Source organism: Streptomyces sp. Wb2n-11, from assembly GCF_001049855.1.
Lineage (GTDB): Bacteria > Actinomycetota > Actinomycetes > Streptomycetales > Streptomycetaceae > Streptomyces > Streptomyces altiplanensis.
This window is the reverse complement of record NZ_CVPB01000001.1, coordinates 1,757,713-1,780,485: the sequence shown is the minus strand read 5'-3', so window position 1 is coordinate 1,780,485 and position 22,773 is coordinate 1,757,713. Positions and strand designations below refer to the sequence as shown.

Below are 22,773 nucleotides of genomic sequence, written 5' to 3'. Positions count from 1 at the left end.
GGTCCATGATGCGGGGTGGGGGGCAGCGGGGTGGCGGTGGGCGCGTCAGGGGCGGAGGCGGAGGCCCCTGGGGGTGGGATGGAAGCCTGCTGCTTCGAGGATCCGGCCCAGGGGGAGGTCAGGGCGGGGGCGCCGTTGGTGCGTTCCACCGTGACCGTGCCCAGGGCGCCCCGCCCGGCTGCCGTCGCCAGGGCTTCGGCCGCCGCGGTGAGGCGGGGGCCGGAGGCCGACGGGTCGTTCGGATCGGTGGGCCAGGCCAGCAGGGTCTTGCCGCCGCGCTCCATGTAGAGGGTCAGCTCGCCGTCGACGAGGACGACCAGGGCCCCGGCTTTGCGACCGGGTTTGTGGCCCGCGTCGGACGGCGGTTCGGGCCAGGGCAGGGCCGCGCCGTACGCGTTGGCCGGGTCGGCGGCAGCCAGGACCACCGCCCGGTTCGGGGAGTCCGTGTCCGCGCGTTCGCGCGCGGTGGCCGCCGCGCGCAGCCGGTCGACCGCGCCGTCCATCGCGAACTGGGCGGCGCCGAGGCCCTCCACGACGTAACCGCGGCGCGCCTGGCCGCTGTCCTCGAACGCGGCCAGGATGCGGTACGTCGCGGAGAAGCCGCCCTCGACGCCCTCGGCGGCGACCGCGCCGCGCGTGACCACGCCGTGCCGGTCGAGCAGCGTGCGGGCAAGCGCGTGGGCGCGGTGGGTCGGATCCGGCTCGTGGGCGGGGAGCAGGGACCAGCGGCCGGAGACCGTGGGCGGGCCGGTGCGGGAGGCGGGGCGGGCCGCCGCACCGGGGGTGCCGTAACGCCCGCGCGGGACCGTGCGTTTGGCGCGGTGGGCGGTGGAGCCCGCCGTACGGCCCGAGCCGAGGAGGGCGCGCAGGGGGGCGAGTGTGTCGTTGGTGAGGCGGCCGGACCAGGCGAGGTCCCAGAGGGCGTCGGCCAGCTGGGGGTCGGTGCAGTCGGGATGGGTGGTGGCGCGGACCTGGTCGGCGATCTGGCGGAAGAACAGGCCGTACCCGCCGGAGAGGGCGGTGAGGACGGACTCGTGGAGCGCTGTGAGGTCGAGGGGGTGCGGCTGGGGGAGGAGCAGGGGGGCCGCGTCGGCGAGGTAGAGGGACACCCAGCCGTCCTTTCCGGGCAGGGCGCCCGACCCGGCCCACAGGACCTCGCCGGTGGTGGTGAGCTCGTCGAGCATGGCGGGCGAGTAGCCGGCCACCCGGGACGGCAGGACGAGCTTTTCGAGTGCGGAGGCGGGGACGGAGGCGCCCTGCAACTGCTCGACGGCGCGTACCAGTCCGTCGATGCCGCGCAGGCTGCTGCCCAGGTGCTGCCACTGGGGGAGGAACGTGGCGAGCGCGGCGGGCGGAACCGGCTCCAGCTCATGGCGCAGGGCGGCGAGGGACCGGCGCCTCAGGCGGCGCAGCACTGTCGCGTCGCACCACTCCTGGCCGATCCCGGCCGGATGGAACTCCCCCTGTACGATCCGGCCGCCCGCGGCGAGGCGTTGCAGGGCCCCGTCCGTCACCGCCACGCCCAGTCCGAAGCGCGCGGCGGCCGTGGCTGAGGTGAAGGGACCGTGGGTGCGGGCGAAACGGGCCAGCAGATCTCCGAGCGGGTCCTTGACCGGCTCGGTGAACGCCTCCGGTACGCCGACGGGGAGCGCGGTGCCCAGCGCGTCGCGCAGCCGGCCCGAGTCTTCGACGGCCGCCCAGTGGTCCGCCCCCGCGATACGGACGCGGATGGCCCGGCGGGCGGCCGACAGGTCTTCGGCCCGCCCCGGTTCGGCGCCGCGCGCCACCAGCTCCGAGTCGGTGAGCGGGCCCAGGACCCGCAGCGCGTCGGCGACGCCCTCGATGTCCTTGACACGGCGGTCTGCGGCGAGCCACTGGAGCTCCTGCTCCAGCTCGGTCAGGACGTCTGCGTCGAGGAGCTCGCGCAGCTCCGCCTGGCCGAGCAGCTCGGCCAGGAGCCGGGAGTCCAGGGAGAGCGCGGCGGCGCGCCGCTCGGCGAGGGGGGAGTCGCCCTCGTACAGGAACTGGGCGACGTAACCGAAGAGGAGGGAGCGGGCGAAGGGGGACGGCTCGGGGGTGGTGACTTCGACGAGCCGGACACGGCGGGATTCGATGTCGCCCATGAGCTCGGTGAGGCCGGGCACGTCGAAGACGTCTTGGAGGCACTCCCGCACGGCTTCCAGGACGATCGGGAAGGAGCCGAACTCAGAGGCGACCTGGAGCAGCTGGGAGGCGCGCTGGCGCTGCTGCCACAACGGTGTGCGCTTGCCGGGGCTGCGGCGCGGCAGCAGCAGGGCGCGGGCGGCGCACTCGCGGAAGCGGGCGGCGAAGAGCGCGGAGCCGCCGACCTGGTCGGTGACGACCTGGTTGACCTCGCCCTTGTCGAAGACGACGTCAGCGGCGCCCAGCGGGGCCTGGTCGCTGTCGAACGCAGTGCTCTGCCGGGACGGTTCGGCGTCGAGGAGGTCGAAGCCCATCAGGTCCGCGTCGGGCAGGCGCAGCACGATGCCGTCGTCGGCGTGCATGACCTGGGCGTCCATGCCGTACCGCTCGGTCAGGCGGGTGCCGAGCGCCAGGGCCCAGGGGGCGTGCACCTGGGCGCCGAAAGGGGAGTGGACGACGACGCGCCAGTCGCCCAGCTCGTCGCGGAACCGCTCCACGACGATGGTGCGGTCGTCCGGGACATGACCGGCGGCGCGGCGCTGCTCGTCGAGGTAGGACAGGACGTTGTCGGCGGCCCAGTCGTCGAGTCCGGCGGCGGTCAGGCGCAGCCGGGCTGCCTCGGGGGTGAGCGAGCCGACCTCGCGGAGGAACGCGCCGAGTGCGCGGCCCAGTTCGAGGGGGCGGCCCAGCTGGTCGCCCTTCCAGAAGGGAAGCCGGCCCGGGACGCCGGGGGCGGGGGAGACCAGCACGCGGTCGCGCGTGATGTCCTCGATGCGCCACGAGGTGGTGCCGAGGGTGAAGACATCGCCCACCCGGGATTCGTAGACCATCTCCTCGTCGAGCTCGCCGACGCGGCCGCCGCCCCTCTTGGGATCGGCTCCGGCCAGGAAGACGCCGAAGAGACCGCGGTCGGGGATGGTGCCGCCGGAGGTGACGGCGAGGCGCTGCGCACCGGGGCGGCCCGTGACCGTACCGGCGATGCGGTCCCAGACGACGCGGGGGCGGAGTTCGGCGAAGGCGTCGGACGGATAGCGGCCCGCGAGCATGTCGAGGACCGCCGTGAAGGCGGACTCCGGGAGCGAGGCGAAAGGGGCCGCGCGGCGGACGACGGTGAGCAGGTCGTCGGCCTGCCAGGTGTCGAGGGAGACCATGGCGACGAGCTGCTGCGCCAGGACGTCGAGCGGGTTGGCGGGGACGCGCAGGGCCTCGATGGCACCGCTGCGCATGCGCTCGGTGACGACGGCCGACTGGACCAGGTCGCCCCGGTACTTCGGGAAGACGACGCCGGTGGAGACCGCGCCGACCTGGTGCCCCGCGCGGCCGACGCGCTGGAGGCCCGAGGCGACGGAAGGCGGTGACTCGACCTGGACGACCAGATCCACCGCGCCCATGTCGATGCCGAGCTCCAGGCTGGAGGTGGCGACGACCGCGGGCAGCCGGCCCGCCTTGAGGTCCTCCTCGACCTGGGCGCGCTGCTCCTTGGAGACGGAGCCGTGGTGGGCACGGGCGAGCAGGGGCGGAGCGCCCCTGGCGGCGCCGGACTCGGCCATGAGCTCGGCGGGGGAGTGGTGCTCCGGCAGAGGTTCGCCGGTGGCCCGTTCGTACGCGATCTCGTTGAGCCGGTTGCACAGGCGCTCGGCGAGGCGGCGGGAGTTCACGAAGACGATCGTCGAGCGGTGGGCCTGGACGAGGTCGACGATGCGCTCCTCCACATGGGGCCAGATCGACGGCTTGTCGCCCGCGTCGTCCTCCTTGGCGGGGGCGCCGCCGAGCTCGCCCAGATCCTCCACGGGGACGACCACCGACAGGTCGAACTCCTTGCCCGAGGGCGGCTGCACGATCGCGGCCCGGCGCCGCGGGGAGAGGAAGCGGGCGACCTCGTCCACCGGCCGGACCGTCGCCGACAGGCCGATACGGCGGGCGGGCCGCGGCAGCAGTTCGTCCAGCCGCTCCAGGGACACGGCGAGATGTGCGCCGCGCTTGGTCCCCGCGACGGCGTGCACCTCGTCCAGGATCACCGTCTCGATACCGGTCAGGGCGTCGCGCGCGGCAGACGTGAGCATCAGGAACAGCGACTCGGGCGTGGTGATGAGGATGTCCGGCGGCTTGGTCGCCAGCGACCGCCGCTCGGCGGCGGGGGTGTCGCCGGAACGGATACCGACGCGCACGTCCGGCTCGGGCAGCCCGAGGCGTACGGACTCCTGCCGGATGCCGGTGAGCGGGCTGCGGAGGTTGCGCTCGACGTCGACCGCGAGGGCCTTGAGCGGCGATACGTACAGCACCCGGCAGCGCTGCCTGGGATCCGCGGGCGGGGGCTCGGACGCCAGGCCGTCGAGGGCGGCGAGAAAGGCGGCCAGGGTTTTCCCGGAGCCGGTCGGGGCCACGACCAGGACGTCGGATCCCTCGGAGATGGCCTGCCAGGCGCCTTCCTGCGCCGCGGTGGGCGCGCTGAAGGCCCCGGCGAACCAACCGCGGGTCGCGGGGGAGAAGGAGTCGAGTGCAGTCCTGGCCATGCCCACCATCGTGCACCCGACCACTGACAACGGGTGTCCAGACCGTGGATGCGCAGGTCAACGGCGTGTGGGACGGGCGCAGAATGGCTTTATGGCGACGGAGGAGCGAAAGGTTCGTGAGGCCGAAGAGGCACAAGAGGTAAAGGAGGCCAGGGAGTCGGGTGAGACGGAGGAGGTGGGGCAGACGCGGGAGACAGCTGCCGGGGAGGAGGAGTGGGCGCGGCACTGGCAGTACCCGGGAGTGCCCGGCCTCGACCTGCTGCGGGCCCGTTACGTGCGCCACTCCTTCTCGCGCCACAGCCATGAGGGATTCGTCCTCGGCGCGGTCTTTCGCGGGATCGAGGACGTGGTCATGCCGCAGGGCACGATCAAGGCGCGCCCCGGCACCGTCGTCATGATCAACCCGGAGGTGCCGCACTCCGCCCGCGCCGGTGTGCCCGAGGGCTGGTCGTACGCCACCTTGTACCCCTCGACGCAGGTGGTCGCCGGCATCGCCGACGAGACGACGAGCCTGCGGGGAACGGCCGGTTTCGCGGAGACCATCGTCGAGGACGCCGACACCGCGCGGCTCATCCGCGCGGTCCACCGGGCGGCCGAGGAGGGCAACGCGCTCGCCGCCGACAGCGTGCTCCGTATCGCGGTGGCCAGGCTGCTGCGCCGGCACGGCCAGAGTCTTCCCGCACGCGCGCCGAGCGCGGCCGGCGCCCGCACGGCGGCCCTCGCGAAGAGCCTCCTGGAGGAGCGCATGACCGGGCCGCCTTCCCTGGAACAGCTGGCGCACGAGCTCGGGACCGGTCCGTTCGCGCTCCTGCGCGCGTTCAAGTCGGCGTACGGCATGCCGCCGCACACCTGGCTCACCAACGCGCGCGTGCGCACCGCCCGGCGGCTCCTGGAGGCCGGGACGGCGCCCGGGGAGGCCGCCGCCGCGGTCGGGTTCAGCGACCAGCCGCATCTGAACCGGCACTTCACCCGGATCGTCGGGGTGCCGCCCGGTGCCTACCAGCGGGAGCGCGCAAGAACGTACAAGACCGGTCGCGCCCGCCCGTCGTAGTGTCCCGGACGTGGCAGAACACACAGCATCCCCAGCGATACGTACAGAACCACCCGCGGCCAAACCGGACAGCGCCGTCGTCCGTGACGCGCTCGGCGTGGGCGTCGCCGTCGGACTCTCCGGCTTCGCCTTCGGCGTGACCTCCGCGGGGGCGGGTCTCAGCCTCCTCCAGACGTGCGCGCTCAGCCTCCTCGTCTTCACCGGGGCCTCGCAGTTCGCGCTCGTCGGGGCGCTCGCGGTGGGCGGCAATCCGTTCACCGCCGCCGCGGGGGCCTTCTTCCTGGGCGTGCGCAATGCCTTCTACGGACTGCGGCTGTCCCAGCTGCTGGCGCTCCCGCGTTCCGTACGTCCCTTCGCCGCGCACTGGGTGATCGACGAGACGACGGCCGTGACGCTCGCACAGCCCTCCCGCCGCAGCGCCCGGCTCGGCTTCACCGTCACAGGGCTGACTCTGTACGTCCTGTGGAACCTCACCACCCTGATCGGCGCACTGGGCGCGGAGGCCATCGGCGACACCGACGCGTGGGGCCTGGACGCCGCCGGTCCCGCCGTCTTCCTCGCCCTGCTGGCGCCCATGCTCCGCAGCGGCACGGAGCGGGCCGTCGCGGGGCTCGCGGTGCTTCTGGTCCTCGGGTTCCTGCCGGTGCTGCCGGCGGGGGTGCCGGTGCTCGTGGCCGGGCTCGCCGCGCCCGCCGTGCTTTGGGTCCGGGGCCGCGGGGCACGCCGTACCGCGAAGGAGGCGGGACGATGAGCGTCTGGATCGCGATCGGCGCCACCGCCGTCGGCTGCTACCTCGTCAAACTGCTCGGCCTGCTGGTGCCGGCCGGGGCCCTGGAACGCCCGCTGGTGAAGCGCCTGGCCGCTCTCCTGCCGGTGGCCCTGCTCGCCGCGCTCACCGCCCAGCAGACCTTCGGTACCGGTCAGCAGCTGGTGCTGGACGCGAGGGGTGCCGGTCTCGCGGCGGCAGCGCTCGCGCTCGTCCTGCGCGCCCCCTTCCTCGTCGTGGTCGGGGCCGCGGTGGTCGTCACGGCGGGTGTGCGGGCGATCGCCGGCTGACACCCGGCGCTGCGGCACATCGCCAGGAGTGCGGACGCGGGCCTGGGCAACGCCCTGGAAGGCCCGTGCCCGTCACTCCTCGGTGCCCGTGGACAATGTGCCGCGACATCGAACGGATTCTCCCATTCCGTAGCGCCCGGAAGAGGCCGTGCCGCTGCGTCTCCTGCTGCGCCGCCGTACCGCTCGACTGCGAGCCGCCCGAGGACCTCGCGCACCTCGTCGGCAAGGAGCGCGGCGCCGAGGTGCGGATGCCGCTGTCGCGGCCGCAGGACCCGAGCGCGTGCCGGAAGGGGCCCGTACCGCCACCGGGATCCTGCGCGTCACGCGCGCGTGCGGCCTGCCGCCCGGGCGGCAGGCCCGACGGCGTACTGCCCGGACTCCATCTCTCACGCTCCGGCGGGAACAGCCGCAAGAGCGCCGCACTGATCGACCCGGCCGAAGACCGCCCGGTACTCCTCGGCACCCCTCCGCACGTTCCTCGCGCGGCGGCAGGAGCGCCGTGCCACCGCGCCGTGCCCGGCCCGCACCCCGGCACCGTCGGCAGCCGGCTCGCGAAGACCGGCGCGCGGACCGGCATCGGCCCGGCCTCCCCGCGCGGCGTCGCCCTCGCCGCCCGCTGCTGCGGGAAGCCGCCCCGCCGGGATCAGCCGACGGCGCGTCCGTACGCCCGTAGCGTCAGCAGCGCGTCGATCGTCACGATCGGACGCGACTCCAGCACGGCCCCCGGTGCCCGTTCCCGCCGGCGGACCGGCCAGCCCCCGTCCTCCCGCTGCTCGGCCGCGAGGAAGTCCAGCGAGCGGCTCATCTCCTCGTCGGTGAACCAGCCCCGGGCGAGCGATCCCGGCGTACGGGCGTAGTCGTACGGGAAGTGGTGCTCGCCCGGGGCGTATCCCGCCGCGACCGGCTGCTCCCCGGCCCGTGCCGGATCCAGCACCACGAGCCGCTGATCGCGCACGAGACGGCCGAGCCGGTCCGCGGCGGCCCCGGCCCGCGTCCGGTCGGGCACGCCGTCCAGGAAGGCGACCGCGGCCTGGACCTCACAGGGGTGGGACTCCTCCAGCGCCTCGATCGCGGCCCAGCAGAAGTCGGTGGCCCTGAAGAGCCACGCGTGCCACACCTCGTTGCGGTGCAGCAGCCCCACCACGGGACCCGTCGCGAGCAGGTCGCCCGGAGGATCGTCGACGACCGGGACGAACGGCGCGGCCGGACAGCCGTGCAGCGAAGGGTGCGCGGCGGGCAGCGCCCCCTCCTTCGTCGACACACCGGACAGGTAGCGGCACAGCCGCTCCACCCGGGGGCCCTCGCACCGGCCGATGGAGTCCAGGACACGCAGCGCGTGAGCGGTGTGCGACGGCTGGCTCACGGGACCGCGCAGACCGGGTTCCAGGGCATGGCCGTAACCGCCGTCCTCGCCCTGATAGGGGGCGAGCGCCGTTTCGACCGCATCGGCACCGCCGTCCAGGAAGTGGTGGGCGAACCGCCGCTGTTCGAGCACACGGGCCGTCAGCCAGACGAAGTGCTCGGCGCGCGCGAGGGGAGATGCTCCGGATCCAGCCATGGAGACGACCGTAGGACGGAAAGCGCTGCCGGCAAGCTCTCCGGACAGGGCTGCACTCTCAGGGGCGCGATACTGGAGTCATGCGGTTGACGATTTTCTGGGAGCGGATGGCGGACCACTTCGGCGAGGCGTACGCCGATTCGTTCGCCCGCGACCATGTGATGGCGGAGCTCGGCGGCCGTACGGTGCACCAGGCGCTGGCGGCCGGATGGGACGCGAAGACCGTCTGGCGCGGTGTCTGCGCCGCGATGGACGTTCCCATGGACAAGCGCTGAGGGCAGGGGAGCGACGGAGTGTCACAGACATGGGCCAGACTGGGCCCGTGGCACCCACTGACGAGCCCGCCGGGCACGAAGACCCGCCGACCGCACCACCGCCCGCGCCCGCACCCCCCGGGGCGGACAGCGGTCCGGTCCGCATGCCCCGGTGGCTGCCGCGCGCCATGGTGCTCGCGCTCGCCCTCTACGCCTGCTTCCGGCTCGGCGACTGGGCGTTCCACCAGCTCGTCGGGCTGCTGATCAACATCCTGATCGCCTTCTTCGTGGCGCTCGCGATCGAGCCCGCCGTCGGCCGGATGGCGGCCCACGGCATGCGCCGCGGCCTCGCCACCTTCCTGGTCTTCATGGCAGTGCTCGCCGTCGGCATCGGCTTCGTCGTGCTGCTCGGCTCGATGCTGGCCGGCCAGATCATCGAGATGGTCGAGGACTTCCCCAAGTACCTCGACCAGGTGATCAACTGGACCAACCAGACCTTCCATACGGAACTCTCCCGGGTCGAGGTCCAGGACAGCCTCCTGAACTCCGACTGGCTGCGGAGGTACGTACAGAACAGCGCCACCGGCGTCCTGGACGTGTCGGCGACCGTGCTCGGCGGACTGTTCCAGTTCCTGACGATCTTCCTGTTCTCCTTCTACTTCGCGGCAGACGGACCACGGCTGCGCCGCGCCCTGTGCTCCGTACTGCCGCCGGCCCGCCAGGCCGAGGTGCTGCGCGCCTGGGAGATCGCCGTCGACAAGACCGGCGGCTACATCTACTCGCGCGGTCTGATGGCGCTCATCTCCGGAATCGCGCACTACGTCCTGCTGTGGGTTTTCGACGTGCCGTACGCGCCCGCGCTCGCGGTGTGGGTCGGTCTGGTGTCACAGTTCATTCCGACGATCGGTACGTATCTGGCGGGCGCACTGCCGATGCTGATCGCCTTCACCGTCAACCCCTGGTACGCCCTGTGGGTGCTCGGATTCGTCCTCATCTACCAGCAGTTCGAGAACTACGTACTGCAGCCCAAGCTGACCGCGAAGACCGTCGCCATCCACCCGGCGGTCGCCTTCGGTTCGGTCGTCGCGGGCACGGCGCTGATGGGGGCCGTCGGCGCGCTGATCGCGATTCCGGCGATCGCGACACTGCAGGCGTTCCTGGGCGCATATGTGAAGCGGTACGCCGTGACGGACGACCCGCGCGTGCACAGCGGGCACCAGTGGCGCCGGGGCACCTCGGCTCTCGTGCACCTGCGGCGGACGCTGCACCACGAGTCCCGCGAAGAGCCCCGCGACGGCCAGGCGCCCCCGTCCTCGGACGACGACGCCTGACTGTTCCGGCCGGGCCCCGGCCCCGGTTCCGTTCGCGTACGAGCCGCCGGCGCTGTGTCAGCGGTGCTCCAGCCGCACCCGCGGCAGCGCCCCGCGCAGCCAGGACGGCAGCCACCACGCGCGACGCCCGAGCGGCCGCATCACCGCGGGCACGATCAGGCAGCGGATGACGACGCCGTCCAGCAGGATCGCGACCGCCAGGCCGAGGCCGAACTGCTGGGGCATCCGGTCCGGGCTGGACACGAACGCCGCGAACACCACGGTCATGACGGCCGCGGCCGCCGTGATCACCTTGCCGGTCGCCGCGAGCCCCTCACGCACCGCCTCCGCCGCGTCCCCGGTGCGTTCCCACTCTCCTGGACGCGGGAGAGCAGGAAGACCTCGTAGTCCATGGAGAGCCCGAAGACGATCGCGAAGATCATGACCGGAATGAACGCCTCGATGGGACCGGGCCCGACGCCGAACCACCCGTGCTGGAAGACCAGTGTGATCACGCCGAGCGCCGCCCCGATGCTGATCGGATTGAGCAGCGCGGCCTCGACGGGGATCAGGACCGACCGGAACACGACGAGCAGCAGCGCGGAGACCCCCACGACGATCGCGACGAACAGCGGCATCCGGTCCGGGACCGTCGCGGCGAAGTCCTCGGTCGCGGAGGTGGACCCGCCGACCAGAAGATCGGCGTACCCCAGGAGTTGTGTCACAGGTGCGGGGAGCGGGGAAGGGGCGCGGTCAGCCCAGCCACCCCGGGGGATCATGCCGCTCTCGTCGGCGAGGATCACCAGCTGTGCCCGGTCGCGCACACGCAGCTTGGTCATGATCGGGCTGACGTGCGTCTTGGCGGTGGCCGGGCTGAGCACCAGGCGCTGGGCGATCTCGTCGTTCGACAGTCCGGCGCCGACCAGGCCCATCCAGGACGACATCGGGGCGCAGCTCGCGGGCGGGCGCCAGGGCCTGGTTGCCGTCGGCCGCCTCGCCGACCACCTCGATGTCGTCCCCGTCGTCGAGGGTCGAGCGGGACCCGGCCCGTACGAGCGTCTGGTCGTCGGCCAGCATCACGCGGATCACGCACCGCCCCGGCCGGGATGCGGGCCTCGACGAGGAAGCCGCTGCCGGTGTCGAGGGCGACGGCGGCGGCGAGGTGTCCCCGGGCGGCGACGGTGTAGAGCGCGTACGCGAAGGCCAGGAGCAGCAGCGGCAGGCCGACGGGGCTGACCGGGAAGTACGCCGCGCAGCACAGCAGGGTGACCACCGCGACGGGCGCCGGCCACCGCCGGCGCCACAGGAGGGCCGAGCAGCCGACGGCGATGAGCGCCCAGGCGTGCAGGAGCCGGCCGGGAGACTCGAACGCGTCCGGGTCGCGCACCAGGGTGACGACGACCGTGACCAGGGCGGCACCGGTCGCGACGCCGAGCGTCACGGTGCGCCGGGGGAGGGCCGGGACCCGGAGGGCAGGCGGGCAGAGGGCCCCGGGACGGTCGGCGTGGTGCGCTTGACACTGAAATCGAACATCCATTCTCATGGGATTCCGGCCGTGAAGCCGCAAGGGCTGCCCGCGGTTATCCACAGGTCAGGACGGCGTCGGGACGCGTTGTCAGTGGCAGGAGATAGCGTCTTTGACGTGAAGCGATCGACACAAGCAAATCGGGTGGAACCCATGGCAGGCACCGACCGCGAGAAGGCGCTCGACGCCGCGCTCGCTCAGATTGAACGGCAATTCGGCAAGGGCGCGGTGATGCGTCTCGGCGACCGGCCGAACGACCCCATCGAAGTGATCTCCACCGGCTCGACCGCGCTGGACATCGCACTCGGCGTCGGCGGGCTGCCGCGCGGCCGTGTGGTGGAGGTGTACGGACCGGAATCCTCCGGTAAGACGACACTGACGCTGCACGCCGTGGCCAACGCGCAGAAGGCCGGCGGCACCGTCGCCTTCGTGGACGCCGAGCACGCGCTCGACCCCGAATACGCCAAGGCGCTCGGCGTCGACACGGACAACCTGATCCTCTCCCAGCCGGACACCGGCGAGCAGGCGCTCGAAATCGTGGACATGCTGGTCCGCTCGGGCGCCATCGACCTCATCGTCATCGACTCCGTCGCGGCCCTGGTGCCGCGAGCGGAGATCGAGGGTGAGATGGGCGACTCGCACGTCGGTCTCCAGGCCCGGCTGATGAGCCAGGCGCTGCGCAAGATCACGGGTGCGCTGCACCAGTCCGGGACCACGGCGATCTTCATCAACCAGCTCCGCGAGAAGATCGGCGTGATGTTCGGCTCGCCGGAGACCACGACCGGTGGCCGGGCGCTGAAGTTCTACGCCTCGGTACGACTCGACATCCGCCGCATCGAGACCCTCAAGGACGGCACGGACGCGGTCGGCAACCGCACCCGCGTCAAGGTCGTCAAGAACAAGGTCGCGCCGCCGTTCAAGCAGGCCGAGTTCGACATCCTCTACGGGCAGGGCATCAGCCGCGAGGGCGGCCTGATCGACATGGGCGTCGAGCACGGCTTCGTCCGCAAGGCGGGTGCCTGGTACACGTACGAGGGCGACCAGCTCGGCCAGGGCAAGGAGAACGCCCGTAACTTCCTGAAGGACAACCCCGATCTCGCCGACGAGATCGAGAAGAAGATCAAGGAAAAGCTGGGCGTCGGCGTCAAGCCGGTGGTTCCGGGGGCAGAGCCCGGCGCGGACGCGGCGGTCGGCACCCCGGCCGCGGCCGACGGTGTGAAGGCGGTACCGGCTCCGGCGACCAAGGCCAAGACGGCCAAGCCCGCGGCAGCCAAGAGCTAGACCGTGACCCGGAGGACGGACTGGCCGGGAAGCGCAAGCGAAGGCATGGACGCCGAGGGGAGCGGCAGCCCCGGCCCGTCGAGGGCCGGCAAGGGGCTGCCGCCCCAGGACCCCGGTGAGCAGGCGCGGGCCATCTGCCTGCGCCTGCTCACCGGGACCGCGCGCACCCGCAGACAGCTCGCGGACGCACTCCACAAGCGGGGCATCCCGGACGAGGTGTCGGACGAGGTGCTGTCCCGCTTCGAGGAGGTCGGACTCATCGACGACGCGGCCTTCGCGGACGCCTGGGTGGAGTCCCGCCACCACGGCCGGGGCCTCGCCCGGCGGGCGCTCGCACGGGAGCTGCGGAACAAGGGCGTGGACCCCACCCTGATCGACGACGCGGTGGGCCGGCTCGACTCCGACCAGGAGGAGGAGAGGGCCCGCGAGCTCGTGGCCCGCAAACTCCGCTCGACCCGGGGCCTGGAGCGCGACCGCCGGCTGCGCCGCCTCGCCGGCATGCTGGCTCGCAAGGGCTACCCCGAGGGCATGGCCCTGCGGGTGGTCAGACGTGCCCTGGAGGAAGAAGGCGAGGCCACGGACGACGACCTGGGCTACGACCCTCTCTAGACCGGGCGCCCGCCGTGACGGGCCGGCCCGGACCGGGTGCCTCCGGGCACCGGTTCCGCGGCCCCGCGCGAGGGGAACCCCCGGTCGAAGACGCAGGTCCACTCCTGTGCACCCCCTATGGGCACACTGCGCACAGGAGAGAGCGCGGGCATGGCACAGGACCCCGGCGGTACCGGGATCGCGGGTCTCACCGCCCCCAAGGCGTCGGCGCAGCCGCGCCGCCGGAAGATCCTCCAACACCTCTCCCTCCACGGTTCCGCCGCCGCGGCGATCCTCGCCCGTATCCTCGGCCTGAACACCGGCGCCACCAGTCACCACCTCCGTGAGCCCGCCAGGTACGGCTTCTACGAGGAGACCGGAGGCAAGAGCGCGCGCCGCGAACGCTGCCGGCGGGCGGTTGCCGGGGACCGGCGTTCCCTCGCCGTGCAGCCGCTGGTGTACGCGACGGTGGCCGACGCGGCGGGATTCCTCGCCCTGGTGGCGACGGCTCTCCCGGCCGGGTGGCACTCAGGGGCGGCTCGGTGGAGGTGCAGGTGGCGACAGCCGAGCAGTGAAGCTCGGCTGTGAGCACAGCCTGACTGGTGAACACAGCAGCGCGGTAAAGGGCGTCCTCCCAGGAAGACGCGCCTTACCGCCTTCTCCTCACGGGGCGACGGGCAGCCCCGCCGCTCGCCACGCCTGGAACCCGCCGACGAGGTCCGTCGCCCGGTGCAGCCCCAGCTGCCGCAGCGAAGCGGCCGCCAGGCTCGACGCGTACCCCTCGTTGCAGATCACCACCACCCGCAGATCATGACCGGTGGCCTCCGGAGCCCGGTGGCTGCCCTGCGGATCGAGCCGCCACTCCAGCTCGTTGCGCTCGACGACCAGTGCCCCGGGAATCAGTCCGTCCCGCTCACGCAGCGCGGCGTACCGGATGTCCACCAGCAGCGCACCGGCCGCGGCGGCGTCGTACGCCTCCTGCGGCCCGATCCGGTCGAGCCCTTCGCGTACCCGCTCCAGCAGTTCGTCGATGCCGGTGGGTCCGCTGCTCACTGCCACTCCTCAGGACGCTCGACCTGCTCCAGACGCAACACCGCTCCCGTACGGCTGTAGCGCCGCATCATCGGCAGCGGCGGGTAGTACGCGTGCACCGAGACGGCGTGCTCGTCCACCGACTCGTTCAGTACCTGGTGCACATGGTGCGCGCCGAAGGCCCGTCCGCGGCCTGCCGTCAGCCGCCGCTCCCGGTCGATCCCGTCGGCGAGTCCGAGTGTTTTCCAGCCCTCCGTCGGGATGCGGGCCGCGAGCGACTCCTCCCGCAGCGTGCCCGCCGCGGTGGCGAAGGCTCCGTGCGAGCCGCCGTGGTCGTGCCAGCCGGTGCCGGTGCCGGGCGGCCAGCCGATCAGCCAGGCCTCGCTGCCCCCGGGCCCGTCGAGCCGTACCCAGGTACGGCCTCCGGGATCGAGCGGCAGGGAGGCCACCAGGAAAGCGTCGGCTGCGATGCGGCGCACGAATGCGAGCAGCTCCGAGGAAGAGGGCGAAGACGTCGCGCTCCGGGGAAGGCTTTCGGGCGCGCCGGAGGAACGTACGGAAAGAGACACGGGGACCGTCCTGAAGAAGTTCGCGAGAACGCGCGGCCGGAACCACAGCACGGCACGGCGCGAGGAGAGAAGGGCGAATCAGCAGGACACGGAACACACGCAGCCCGCGTAGCGGACGAGGTCCATATGGACCCTCCGCCACAGGCGCACGTCGGTGTCGGTCACGCTCCGGAGTAGACCACCCAGACCAGCGGCGGTCAATTGATGTCCGCGGTCCGGTCGCTCCGGTCGCTCCGGCCGGCCATGTCGGCCTGATCGGCCTGATCCGCCCGGCCGGCATGTGCGGGCTTCTCGGAGCGCTGCGGCCCCGGCCCGGCCTGCGTCGCCGCCGGTGCGCCCCCGCGCGCCGCGTCCGCAGCCGCGTACAGCTCCGCGGGCCGCACTCCGTGGAACGCCGCGACCAGATGCCCGTCGGGCCGTACCAGCAGCACGGTGTGCGCGGACGCCCCCGGGTAGCTTTCCGCGACGAGCAGTTCCGCGCGTACCGGCAGAGCCGTCACGGCCGCGGCCAGCCGGGGCATCAGCCCCGCGGTCATCCAGTGCCGCCGGTCCCACACGCCCGTCCCCGGCGCGACCAGCACCACCAGCTGCCGTCCGCGCCCCAGCCGGTCCCGCAGCCGCACCGTGGTGCCGTCGGGTGCGGTCGCCCGTACGTCCGCCACCGGCCCGCCCAGGGGCGTACCGACGAGCGTCTGCGCCTCGGTGTGCAGGGGCGTGAGCGGGGAGTGCGTGTACTCGGGCGGCGCTCCCAGCGCCCCGCGCCCCAGGTGCCCGTCCGTGAGCAGGGTGTCGTGCCCGCGCGCGGTACCGGAGAGGTACGTCCGCAGCCCGCTGCCCCGCAGTACCGGCAGCGCCTGGTCGGCGGCGCGCAGGCGCGCGGCGACCGCGGTGCGCCGCTCGGCCTGGTAGCTGTCGAGCAGCGTCTCCGAGGCCCCCAGGTGCCAGGCCTGTGCCAGTTTCCAGGCCAGGTTGTCGATGTCCCGCAGCCCCTCGTCGAGGCCCTGCGTACCGAGCGCGCCGAGCAGGTGGGCGGAGTCCCCGGCGAGGAACGCCCGCCCCACCCGCCACCTGCGGGCCAGCCGGTGGTGGACGGTGTACACGCCGGTGTCGATGAGTTCGTACGGAGGTGTCTCGCCGCGCCAGCCGCCCAGCGTGTCCCGGATCCGCGCCAGCAGGGCCTCGGGAGTGACGAGCTCACCGCGCGGCGGCAGCAGCCAGTCGAGCCGCCACACACCACCGGGCAGCGGACGGGCGGTCACTTCCTGCCCGCCGGTCCGCCACGGCGGCATGCGGTGCAGCAACGCCTCGTCCGGCCGGGGCAGTTCCGTACGCAGCGCGGCGACGGCGTGCCTCTCGACCGACGTACGCCCGGGGAAGCGGATGTCGAGGAGCTTGCGCACCGTCGACCTCGCCCCGTCGCAGCCGACCAGGAAGCTGCCGCGCCACGAGGTGGACCCGGGCTCACGCGTGTGCGCGGTGACGCCGCCGCCGTCCTGCTCGATGGTGTCGAGACGTCCGTGCGGCACGGTCCGCACCAGCTCGTGCGCCGTGACGGCGTCCCGCAGCCCGCGCGTCAGGTCGTGCTGGGGCAGGTGCACCGGGGAGGACGGACCGTCGGCGTCGCCGAAATCGACCTGCCTGATCTCCTGATTGCGCCGCATGGACCGCCATCCGGTCCAGCGCGCCCCGTCGTCACGGACCGTGGCGCAGCCGAGCCGTTCGAGCAGCTCGGCGGTGTCCGGCCGCAGGACGGCCGTACGGGCCGTGCGGGGCTCGTCCTTGCCCGCCCCCTCGTCGAGCACGACGGAGGGCACACCCTGGCCGGCGAGAGCCAGGGAGAGGGCCAGTCCGACAGGACCGGCCCCGACGACGATCACCGGGTCCACGGAGCGTCCCCTCCAGTCCGTACGGACATGCGGGAAGCGGCAGGTGGAACCCGGTGCACGATCACAGAACGTATGCAACCCACTGCGGGTGCTTGCGTCAAGTGACAGAGGCAGCGGCGCGGGGGCCGCTGCCTCACATTTCGTCAGTTCTTCTTGCCGTCAGGCCCTTCGGTACCTCCGGCCCCGCCTTCCACGCGCGGTCCCAGCGGCCCGCCGCCGGCGTCGAGCACTCCGGGAGCCTCCAGCGGTTCGGCGGCGGCGGCCGGCGCGATGCCGGTCTTGGCCCGGCGGCCGCGCTTCTCGACCCAGGTGGCGAGCGAGGACAGCGCCAGGCACATCGCGACGTAGATGGCACCCACGACGATGACGACGGGGACATACGGATTGTCGTCATTGACGATGATGTTGTTGGCCATCGTCCGGGCCGCGTACAGCAGCTCCGCGTACGTGATGATGTAGCCGAGCGAGGTGTCCTTGAGGGTCACGACCAGCTGGCTGATGATCGTCGGCAGCATGGAGCGGACGGCCTGCGGGAGCAGCAGCATCGTCATGACCTGCGACTTGCGCAGCCCCAGCGCGTACGCCGCCTCCACCTGCCCCTTGGGCACGGCGTTGACGCCCGCCCTGAGCACCTCGGCCTGGACGCACGCGTTGTAGACGGTCAGTCCGATGACCAGCGCCCAGTAGGCCGAACTCTCGCCGATGAACCCGAGGTTGTTCTTGTAGGTCAGGAACAGGACCCACATCGCGTAGATCGTGATCAGCAGCGGGACGGCCCGGAACAGCTCGATGAACCCGGCGGCCACCGCGCTGACGGCACGGTGGTCGGAGAGCCGCGCCACGGCCAGCAGCACGCCCAGGGCCAGCGACAGCACTGCCGCCACCACGAAGACCTGGAGGGTGGAGAGGACGCCGTCGCGGATGTTCGCCCGGACACCGGCGTTGTTGAAGATGTTCCACATCTCGGGCGCGAAGTAGCCGCGGTCCGCGAGCCGGTAGACCGCGAAGGCGATCAGACCGAGGACCAGCAGGGAACCGACCACGCTGTAGATGCGGTTGCGTACCCGGGCGTTGGGACCCGGGGCGTCGTACAGGACGCTCGAACTCATCGTGCGACCTCCAGGCGCCGCTCGAGCAGCCGGAAGAGACCGCTGATGGTGAAGGTGATGACCAGGTAGGCGAGAGCCACCCAGAGGAAGATCGGGGCGATGGCGAAGCCCTTGTCGCTCAGCAGCTTCTGCACCCCGAAGAGCTCGGTGACACTGAATGCTCCCGCGATCGCCGAGTTCTTGGTGAGCGCGATGAAGATGCTGCTCAGCGGCGGGATCACGGTGCGGGTGGCCTGGGGCAGGACGATCATGCGCAGGGTCTGGGAGAAGGTCATGCCCAGTGAACGGGCGGCCTCGGCCTGACCGAGCGGCACCGTGCTGACACCGGACCTGACGGCCTCGCAGACGAACGCGGAGGTGTAGAAGCCGAGCGCCAGCAGCGCCTTCGTCCACGGGTTCATGCCGGTGCCGAAGACGGCGGGCACCACGAACCAGGCGACGAGGAACAGCAGCGTCAGCGGGGTGTTGCGGAAGAGTGTGACCCAGGCGGTGCCGAAGAACCGCAGGGGCGGTACGGGAGAGACCCGGAAACCGGCCATCACGACGCCCAGCACCATCGCGAGCAGCGCACTGGCGGCGGTCAGCAGCACGGTTCCTATGAAACCGTCACGGAACTCCGGCAAGTGGTCGAGCAATACATTCACGGGGAAGTCCTCGTGGGCGGCAGCAGCAGCGGACGGGCAGGGGACACCGCGCCCCGTACGCTCCCCTCAAGCGCGTACGGGGCCCGGCAGGACACCACCGAAGACGGCGGTATCAGTAGCGCTCGAGCGCCGGCGGCTCGGTGAACGGCGAGCCGGACAGGCCGAGCGTCGCGTCGTACGCCTTCTTGTAGTCGCCGTTCTTGATGTGCGTCTCGAGCGACTTGGTGACCGCCTCGCGCAGCGCCTTGTCGGCCTTGCTCATGCCGATGCCGTACGGCTCCTTGGTGAACGGCTTGCCGAGCACCTTCAGCTTCGTCGGACGCTGGGCGGCGTAGCCCTTGAGGATCGCGTCGTCGGTCGTGACCGCGTCGACCTCGTTGTTGATGAGCTGCTGCACGCACTCGGAGTACTTCGAGAGCTCGATGGCCTTCGCGCCGTACTTCGGCTTCTTGATCTCCTGGAGCGGAGTGGAGCCGACGATCGAGCAGACCTTCTTGCCCTTGACGGAGTCGGGTCCGGTGATCGCCGTCTCGTCCTTGCGGACCAGGAGGTCGGCGCCCGCCATGAAGTACGGACCGGCGAAGCCGATCTGCTTCTTGCGCTCGTCGTTGATCGTGTACGTACCGACGTAGAGGTCGACGTCGCCCTTGGAGATGGTCGTCTCGCGGACGCCGGAGTCGACCGTCTTGAAGACGATCTGGTCGGCCGAGAAGCCGAGGTCGGCGGCGACCATCTTGGCGATCTCGATGTCGAAGCCCGAGCGCTTGCCGTCGGTGTCCTCGAAGCCGAGGTACGGCTGGTCGTTCTTGGCGCCGAAGGTGATCTTGCCGGCCTGCCGGGCCTTCTTCAGCGTCGGCGAGTCGATCTTGACGTCCTTGGCGACCGTGTACGTCGGCAGCTTGGGGGCTTCCTTGCCGCCGGTCGGGGCCTTCGGCTTGTCACCCGCGGTACCGGTGTCGCCGCCACAGGCGGTCGCGGTCAGGGCGAGCACGGCAATGGCGACAGCAGCCGTTTTGCGGAGCTTCATCGTGAACATCCCTTATGTCGTAGGTCGTGAGTCGTCAGTGGTGAAGGATCTTCGACAGGAAGTCCTTGGCCCGGTCGCTGCGCGGATTGCTGAAGAACTGGTCGGGCGTGGCCTCTTCGACGATCTTGCCGTCCGCCATGAAGACGACACGGTTGGCGGCCGAGCGCGCGAAGCCCATCTCGTGGGTGACGACCACCATCGTCATGCCGTCGCGTGCCAGCTGCTGCATGGCTTCCAGCACCTCGTTGATCATCTCGGGGTCGAGCGCCGAAGTGGGCTCGTCGAAGAGCATGACCTTGGGGTCCATGGCCAACGCCCGGGCGATCGCGACGCGTTGCTGCTGACCGCCGGAGAGCTGCGCCGGGTACTTGTCCGCCTGCGAGCCGACACCCACCCGGTCGAGCAGGGTGCGCGCCTTCTCCTCCGCCGCCTTCTTGTCCGCCTTGCGGACCTTGATCTGGCCCAGCGTCACGTTCTCCAGCACCGTCTTGTGTGCGAAGAGGTTGAACGACTGGAAGACCATGCCGACGTCGGCCCGCAGCCGGGCGAGCTCCTTGCCCTCCTGGGGCAGCGGCCTTCCGTCGATCGTGATCGCACCGGAGTCGATCGTCTCCAGGCGGTTGATGGTGCGGCACAGCGTGGACTTTCCGGACCCGGAGGGTCCGATGACGACCACGACCTCGCCACGGGCGATGGTCAGATCGATGTCCTGGAGCACATGCAGCGCGCCGAAGTGCTTGTTGACGTTGCTCAGCACGACCAGGTCGTCGGCTGCGGGCGCAGCGTCATCGGCGGCCTTGGTCACTGAAACTCCGCTCATCGGCTTCTTGCTCCGTCCTCCTCGGTTGGGAGGACCCTAGTCAGCCGCTGCGAGCAGCGTCATTACATCTGAGCTGAAATTGAGCATAACGATCCGGCCGCAACCGGACACACCGCGTGAACGGGACTCCGGGCGGGGATACCGGCTCCATAACGGAACATGCCCGTAACGGGAAGGGTCTTGACTGGAACGTGACGCATCGGCGTTTATGCCCTGAGACCAATTCATGAAGATTTCACCGGAGAGGGGGCCGACCATGAGACTGCTGCTCGTCGAGGACGACAACCACGTAGCGGCGGCCCTCTCCGCCATCCTCGTCCGGCACGGGTTCCAGGTCGTCCACGCCCGCAGCGGCGAAGAGGCGATCCAGGCGCTCCTGCCGGCCGAGAAGGAGCCCTTCGGTGTCGTGCTGCTCGACCTCGGACTGCCCGACCAGGACGGTTACGAAGTCTGCGGCAAGATCCGCAAGCGCGGCGACACCCCAGTGATCATGGTGACCGCGCGGGCCGACGTGCGCTCCCGCATCCACGGCCTCAACCTGGGCGCCGACGACTACGTCGTCAAGCCGTACGACACCGGCGAGCTGCTCGCCCGTATCCACGCCGTCAGCAGGCGCAAGGCGACGGGTGACGCGCCGGTGTCCGCCACGGCCGCCGGCACCGCCCTGCGGCTCGGCGGCGTACGCATCGAACTGCCCACGCGCCGCGTCAGCGTCGACGGCACCGAGGTCCAGCTGACCCGCAAGGAGTTCGACCTGCTCGCCCTCCTCGCGCAGCGCCCCGGCGTCGTCTTCCGCCGGGAGCAGATCATCAGTGAGGTCTGGCGTACGAGCTGGGAGGGGACCGGCCGCACCCTGGAGGTGCACGTGGCCTCCCTGCGCTCCAAACTGCGGATGCCCGCGCTCATCCAGACCGTGCGCGGTGTCGGCTACCGGCTCGTCGTCCCGGCCGCGGTACAGGGCCCGTAACCCCGCGTGCGCGCCCGCCTCCTCCCGCTGCTCATCGTCCTCCTCGCGGGCATCCTCCTCGCGCTGGGCCTCCCGCTCGCGGTCAGCGTGGCCGCCGCGCAGCAGCAGCGGGTGGTCGTCGACCGGATCGACGACACGGCGCGCTTCGCGGCGCTCGCCCAGTTCGTCACCGAGCGCAAGGACAGCGCCGAGGACGAGCGGCGCAGGACCCTGGAGACCGAACTCGACAGCTACCACGGGGTGTACGGAATCCGGGCGGGGGTCTTCTACCGCGACGGCGAATCCATGGCGAGCGCTCCCGCGAACTGGTCCGTTCCCGCGTGGGGCGAGGGCCGTGACGCCTTCCAGGAGGCGCTCTACAAGCGTCGCAGTCACGACCCGCAGCAGGTCTGGCCCTGGCAGGACGGCCGGCTGTTCGTCGCCTCGCCGGTGGTCCGGGACGGCGACGTGGTCGCGGTCGTCGTCACCGACTCGCCCACCGGGCAGATGCGTTCGCGGACCCTGTACGGCTGGGTGCTGATCGCGGCGGGCGAGGGTGCGGCGATGCTGGTCGCGGTCGGCGCCGCGTTCCGGCTGACCGGCTGGGTGCTCAGGCCCGTACGCGTCCTGGACGCGGCCACCCACGACATAGCGACCGGCCTGATGAACTCGCGCGTCGCGGCCGCGAGCGGGCCGCCGGAACTCAGGCGCCTGGCCCGGTCGTTCAACGAGATGGCGGACAACGTCGAGGACGTGCTGGAGCAGCAGCGCGCCTTCGTCTCCGACGCCTCCCACCAACTGCGCAACCCGCTGGCCGCCCTGCTCCTGCGGATCGAGCTCCTCCACCTCGACCTGCCCGGAAACGAGGAGATCGCCTCCGTCCGCACGGAGGGAAAGCGCCTCGCACAGGTCCTGGACAGCCTGCTGGACCTGGCGCTGGCCGAACACGCCCCCGCCCACCTCCGGCTGATTGACCTCGGCGAACTGGTCACCGAGCGCGTCGCCGCCTGGCACCCCCTCGCGGACGACAAGGGCGTACGCCTCGCGTACGAAGGCCCGGCGGCCGTCACCGCGTGGGGCGACCTCGTCGCGCTCTCCAGCGCCCTCGACGCGGTGATCGACAACGCCCTGAAGTTCACACCCCCGGGCGAGGAGGTCGAGGTCGCGGTCGCGCCGGACGGGGAGACCTGCACGATCACCGTCGCCGACGGCGGCCCCGGCCTGACCGAGGACGAACTCGCCCGCGTCGGCGACCGCTTCTGGCGCAGCAACCGCCACCAGAACATCAAGGGATCGGGCCTCGGCCTGTCCATCTCGCGGGCCCTGCTCCTCGCCGGCGGCGGCACCATGTCGTACGCCCGGAACGCGCCCCACGGGCTGCGGGTGACCGTGACGGTCCCCCGCACGCCCCCCACCGCCTGACCGGCCCGGCCGCCCTCGC

19 protein-coding genes and 3 pseudogenes are annotated in these 22,773 nt (G+C 71.8%); 10 read left to right on the top strand and 12 right to left on the bottom strand.

What is annotated here, in order from left to right; all coding sequences use genetic code 11:
- Positions 1–45: 45 nt before the first annotated feature.
- A pseudogene (locus tag BN1555_RS07830) lies at positions 46–4,676 on the bottom strand (ATP-dependent helicase).
- Between the two features lie 91 nt (positions 4,677–4,767).
- Here BN1555_RS07830 and BN1555_RS07825 point away from each other — a divergent pair.
- From BN1555_RS07825 to BN1555_RS07815, 3 genes are read left to right on the top strand one after another with little or no spacing between them, the layout of a single operon-like run.
- On the top strand, positions 4,768–5,727 hold the full coding sequence (locus tag BN1555_RS07825; protein ID WP_093798699.1) for an AraC family transcriptional regulator: 960 nt from the start codon (positions 4,768–4,770) through the stop codon (positions 5,725–5,727).
- 10 nt (positions 5,728–5,737) lie between these two features.
- On the top strand, positions 5,738–6,478 hold the full coding sequence (locus BN1555_RS07820) for an AzlC family ABC transporter permease (RefSeq protein WP_093798698.1): 741 nt from the start codon (positions 5,738–5,740) through the stop codon (positions 6,476–6,478).
- On the top strand, positions 6,475–6,783 hold the full coding sequence (locus BN1555_RS07815) for an AzlD domain-containing protein (protein WP_093798697.1): 309 nt from the start codon (positions 6,475–6,477) through the stop codon (positions 6,781–6,783). The genes BN1555_RS07820 and BN1555_RS07815 overlap by 4 nt, the downstream gene beginning before the upstream one ends.
- 643 nt (positions 6,784–7,426) lie before the next feature.
- Here the strand turns inward: BN1555_RS07815 and BN1555_RS07810 are convergent.
- A complete protein-coding gene (locus BN1555_RS07810; protein WP_093798696.1) occupies positions 7,427–8,341 on the bottom strand; it encodes a hypothetical protein in 915 nt (304 codons plus the stop codon).
- A gap of 80 nt (positions 8,342–8,421) precedes the next feature.
- Here BN1555_RS07810 and BN1555_RS07805 point away from each other — a divergent pair, with 80 nt between their 5' ends.
- Together BN1555_RS07805 and BN1555_RS07800 are read left to right on the top strand one after the other, a co-directional pair.
- A complete protein-coding gene (locus BN1555_RS07805) occupies positions 8,422–8,616 on the top strand; it encodes a DUF3046 domain-containing protein (RefSeq protein WP_093798695.1) in 195 nt (64 codons plus the stop codon).
- A 143-nt stretch (positions 8,617–8,759) separates the two neighbouring features.
- Positions 8,760–9,926: an AI-2E family transporter gene (locus BN1555_RS07800; protein WP_255306377.1), complete on the top strand. Its 1,167-nt coding sequence runs from the start codon at positions 8,760–8,762 to the stop codon at positions 9,924–9,926.
- 57 nt (positions 9,927–9,983) lie between these two features.
- On the opposite strand, the pseudogene BN1555_RS40220 reads toward BN1555_RS07800, so the two are convergent.
- Both BN1555_RS40220 and BN1555_RS41580 read right to left on the bottom strand, forming a co-directional pair.
- Positions 9,984–10,600 (bottom strand): annotated as a pseudogene (locus tag BN1555_RS40220) (MMPL family transporter); the annotation flags it as partial.
- Between the two features lie 58 nt (positions 10,601–10,658).
- Positions 10,659–10,994 (bottom strand): annotated as a pseudogene (locus tag BN1555_RS41580) (response regulator transcription factor).
- A gap of 589 nt (positions 10,995–11,583) precedes the next feature.
- On the opposite strand from BN1555_RS41580, the gene recA reads away from it, so the two are divergent.
- The 3 genes from recA to BN1555_RS07780 all read left to right on the top strand — a co-directional run bounded on the left by recA (position 11,584) and on the right by BN1555_RS07780 (position 13,887).
- Positions 11,584–12,711 carry a recombinase RecA gene (recA, locus tag BN1555_RS07790; RefSeq protein WP_176709990.1) on the top strand — a complete coding sequence of 376 codons (1,128 nt, stop codon included), beginning with the start codon at positions 11,584–11,586 and terminating at the stop codon, positions 12,709–12,711.
- A gap of 45 nt (positions 12,712–12,756) precedes the next feature.
- Positions 12,757–13,320: a recombination regulator RecX gene (gene recX / locus BN1555_RS07785; RefSeq protein ID WP_093798692.1), complete on the top strand. Its 564-nt coding sequence runs from the start codon at positions 12,757–12,759 to the stop codon at positions 13,318–13,320.
- Between the two features lie 150 nt (positions 13,321–13,470).
- Positions 13,471–13,887, top strand: coding sequence for an ArsR family transcriptional regulator (locus tag BN1555_RS07780; protein WP_093798691.1), 417 nt, complete (start codon positions 13,471–13,473; stop codon positions 13,885–13,887).
- 75 nt (positions 13,888–13,962) lie between these two features.
- On the opposite strand, the gene BN1555_RS07775 is transcribed toward BN1555_RS07780, so the two are convergent.
- The 8 genes from BN1555_RS07775 to BN1555_RS07745 all read right to left on the bottom strand — a co-directional run bounded on the left by BN1555_RS07775 (position 13,963) and on the right by BN1555_RS07745 (position 20,386).
- Entirely contained in the window at positions 13,963–14,352 is a 390-nt protein-coding gene (locus BN1555_RS07775; protein WP_255305930.1) for a rhodanese-like domain-containing protein, read from the bottom strand.
- On the bottom strand, positions 14,349–14,900 hold the full coding sequence (locus BN1555_RS07770; RefSeq protein WP_093803268.1) for a cupin domain-containing protein: 552 nt from the start codon (positions 14,898–14,900) through the stop codon (positions 14,349–14,351). Before BN1555_RS07770 ends, BN1555_RS07775 begins: the two co-directional genes overlap by 4 nt.
- A 78-nt stretch (positions 14,901–14,978) precedes the next feature.
- Entirely contained in the window at positions 14,979–15,050 is a 72-nt protein-coding gene (locus tag BN1555_RS41575; RefSeq protein ID WP_369689027.1) for a putative leader peptide, read from the bottom strand.
- Between the two features lie 47 nt (positions 15,051–15,097).
- The gene (locus BN1555_RS07765; protein WP_093798689.1) at positions 15,098–16,786 is read right to left on the bottom strand and encodes an FAD-dependent monooxygenase; all 1,689 of its coding nucleotides are present in this window, start codon (positions 16,784–16,786) and stop codon (positions 15,098–15,100) included.
- Positions 16,787–16,929: 143 nt separating this feature from the next.
- A complete protein-coding gene (locus BN1555_RS07760) occupies positions 16,930–17,895 on the bottom strand; it encodes an amino acid ABC transporter permease (RefSeq protein WP_093798688.1) in 966 nt (321 codons plus the stop codon).
- Positions 17,892–18,539: an amino acid ABC transporter permease gene (locus BN1555_RS07755; protein ID WP_093798687.1), complete on the bottom strand. Its 648-nt coding sequence runs from the start codon at positions 18,537–18,539 to the stop codon at positions 17,892–17,894. Before BN1555_RS07755 ends, BN1555_RS07760 begins: the two co-directional genes overlap by 4 nt.
- 112 nt (positions 18,540–18,651) lie before the next feature.
- Positions 18,652–19,566, bottom strand: a complete 915-nt coding sequence (locus BN1555_RS07750) for a glutamate ABC transporter substrate-binding protein (protein ID WP_093803267.1) — start codon at positions 19,564–19,566, stop codon at positions 18,652–18,654.
- A 34-nt stretch (positions 19,567–19,600) separates the two neighbouring features.
- Complete coding sequence (locus tag BN1555_RS07745) at positions 19,601–20,386, bottom strand: amino acid ABC transporter ATP-binding protein (RefSeq protein ID WP_093798686.1); 786 nt, start codon at positions 20,384–20,386, stop codon at positions 19,601–19,603.
- 256 nt (positions 20,387–20,642) lie between these two features.
- On the opposite strand from BN1555_RS07745, the gene BN1555_RS07740 reads away from it, so the two are divergent.
- Positions 20,643–21,353: a response regulator transcription factor gene (locus BN1555_RS07740; protein WP_093798685.1), complete on the top strand. Its 711-nt coding sequence runs from the start codon at positions 20,643–20,645 to the stop codon at positions 21,351–21,353.
- Between the two features lie 6 nt (positions 21,354–21,359).
- A complete protein-coding gene (locus BN1555_RS07735; protein ID WP_093798684.1) occupies positions 21,360–22,754 on the top strand; it encodes a sensor histidine kinase in 1,395 nt (464 codons plus the stop codon).
- Positions 22,755–22,773: the final 19 nt, after the last annotated feature.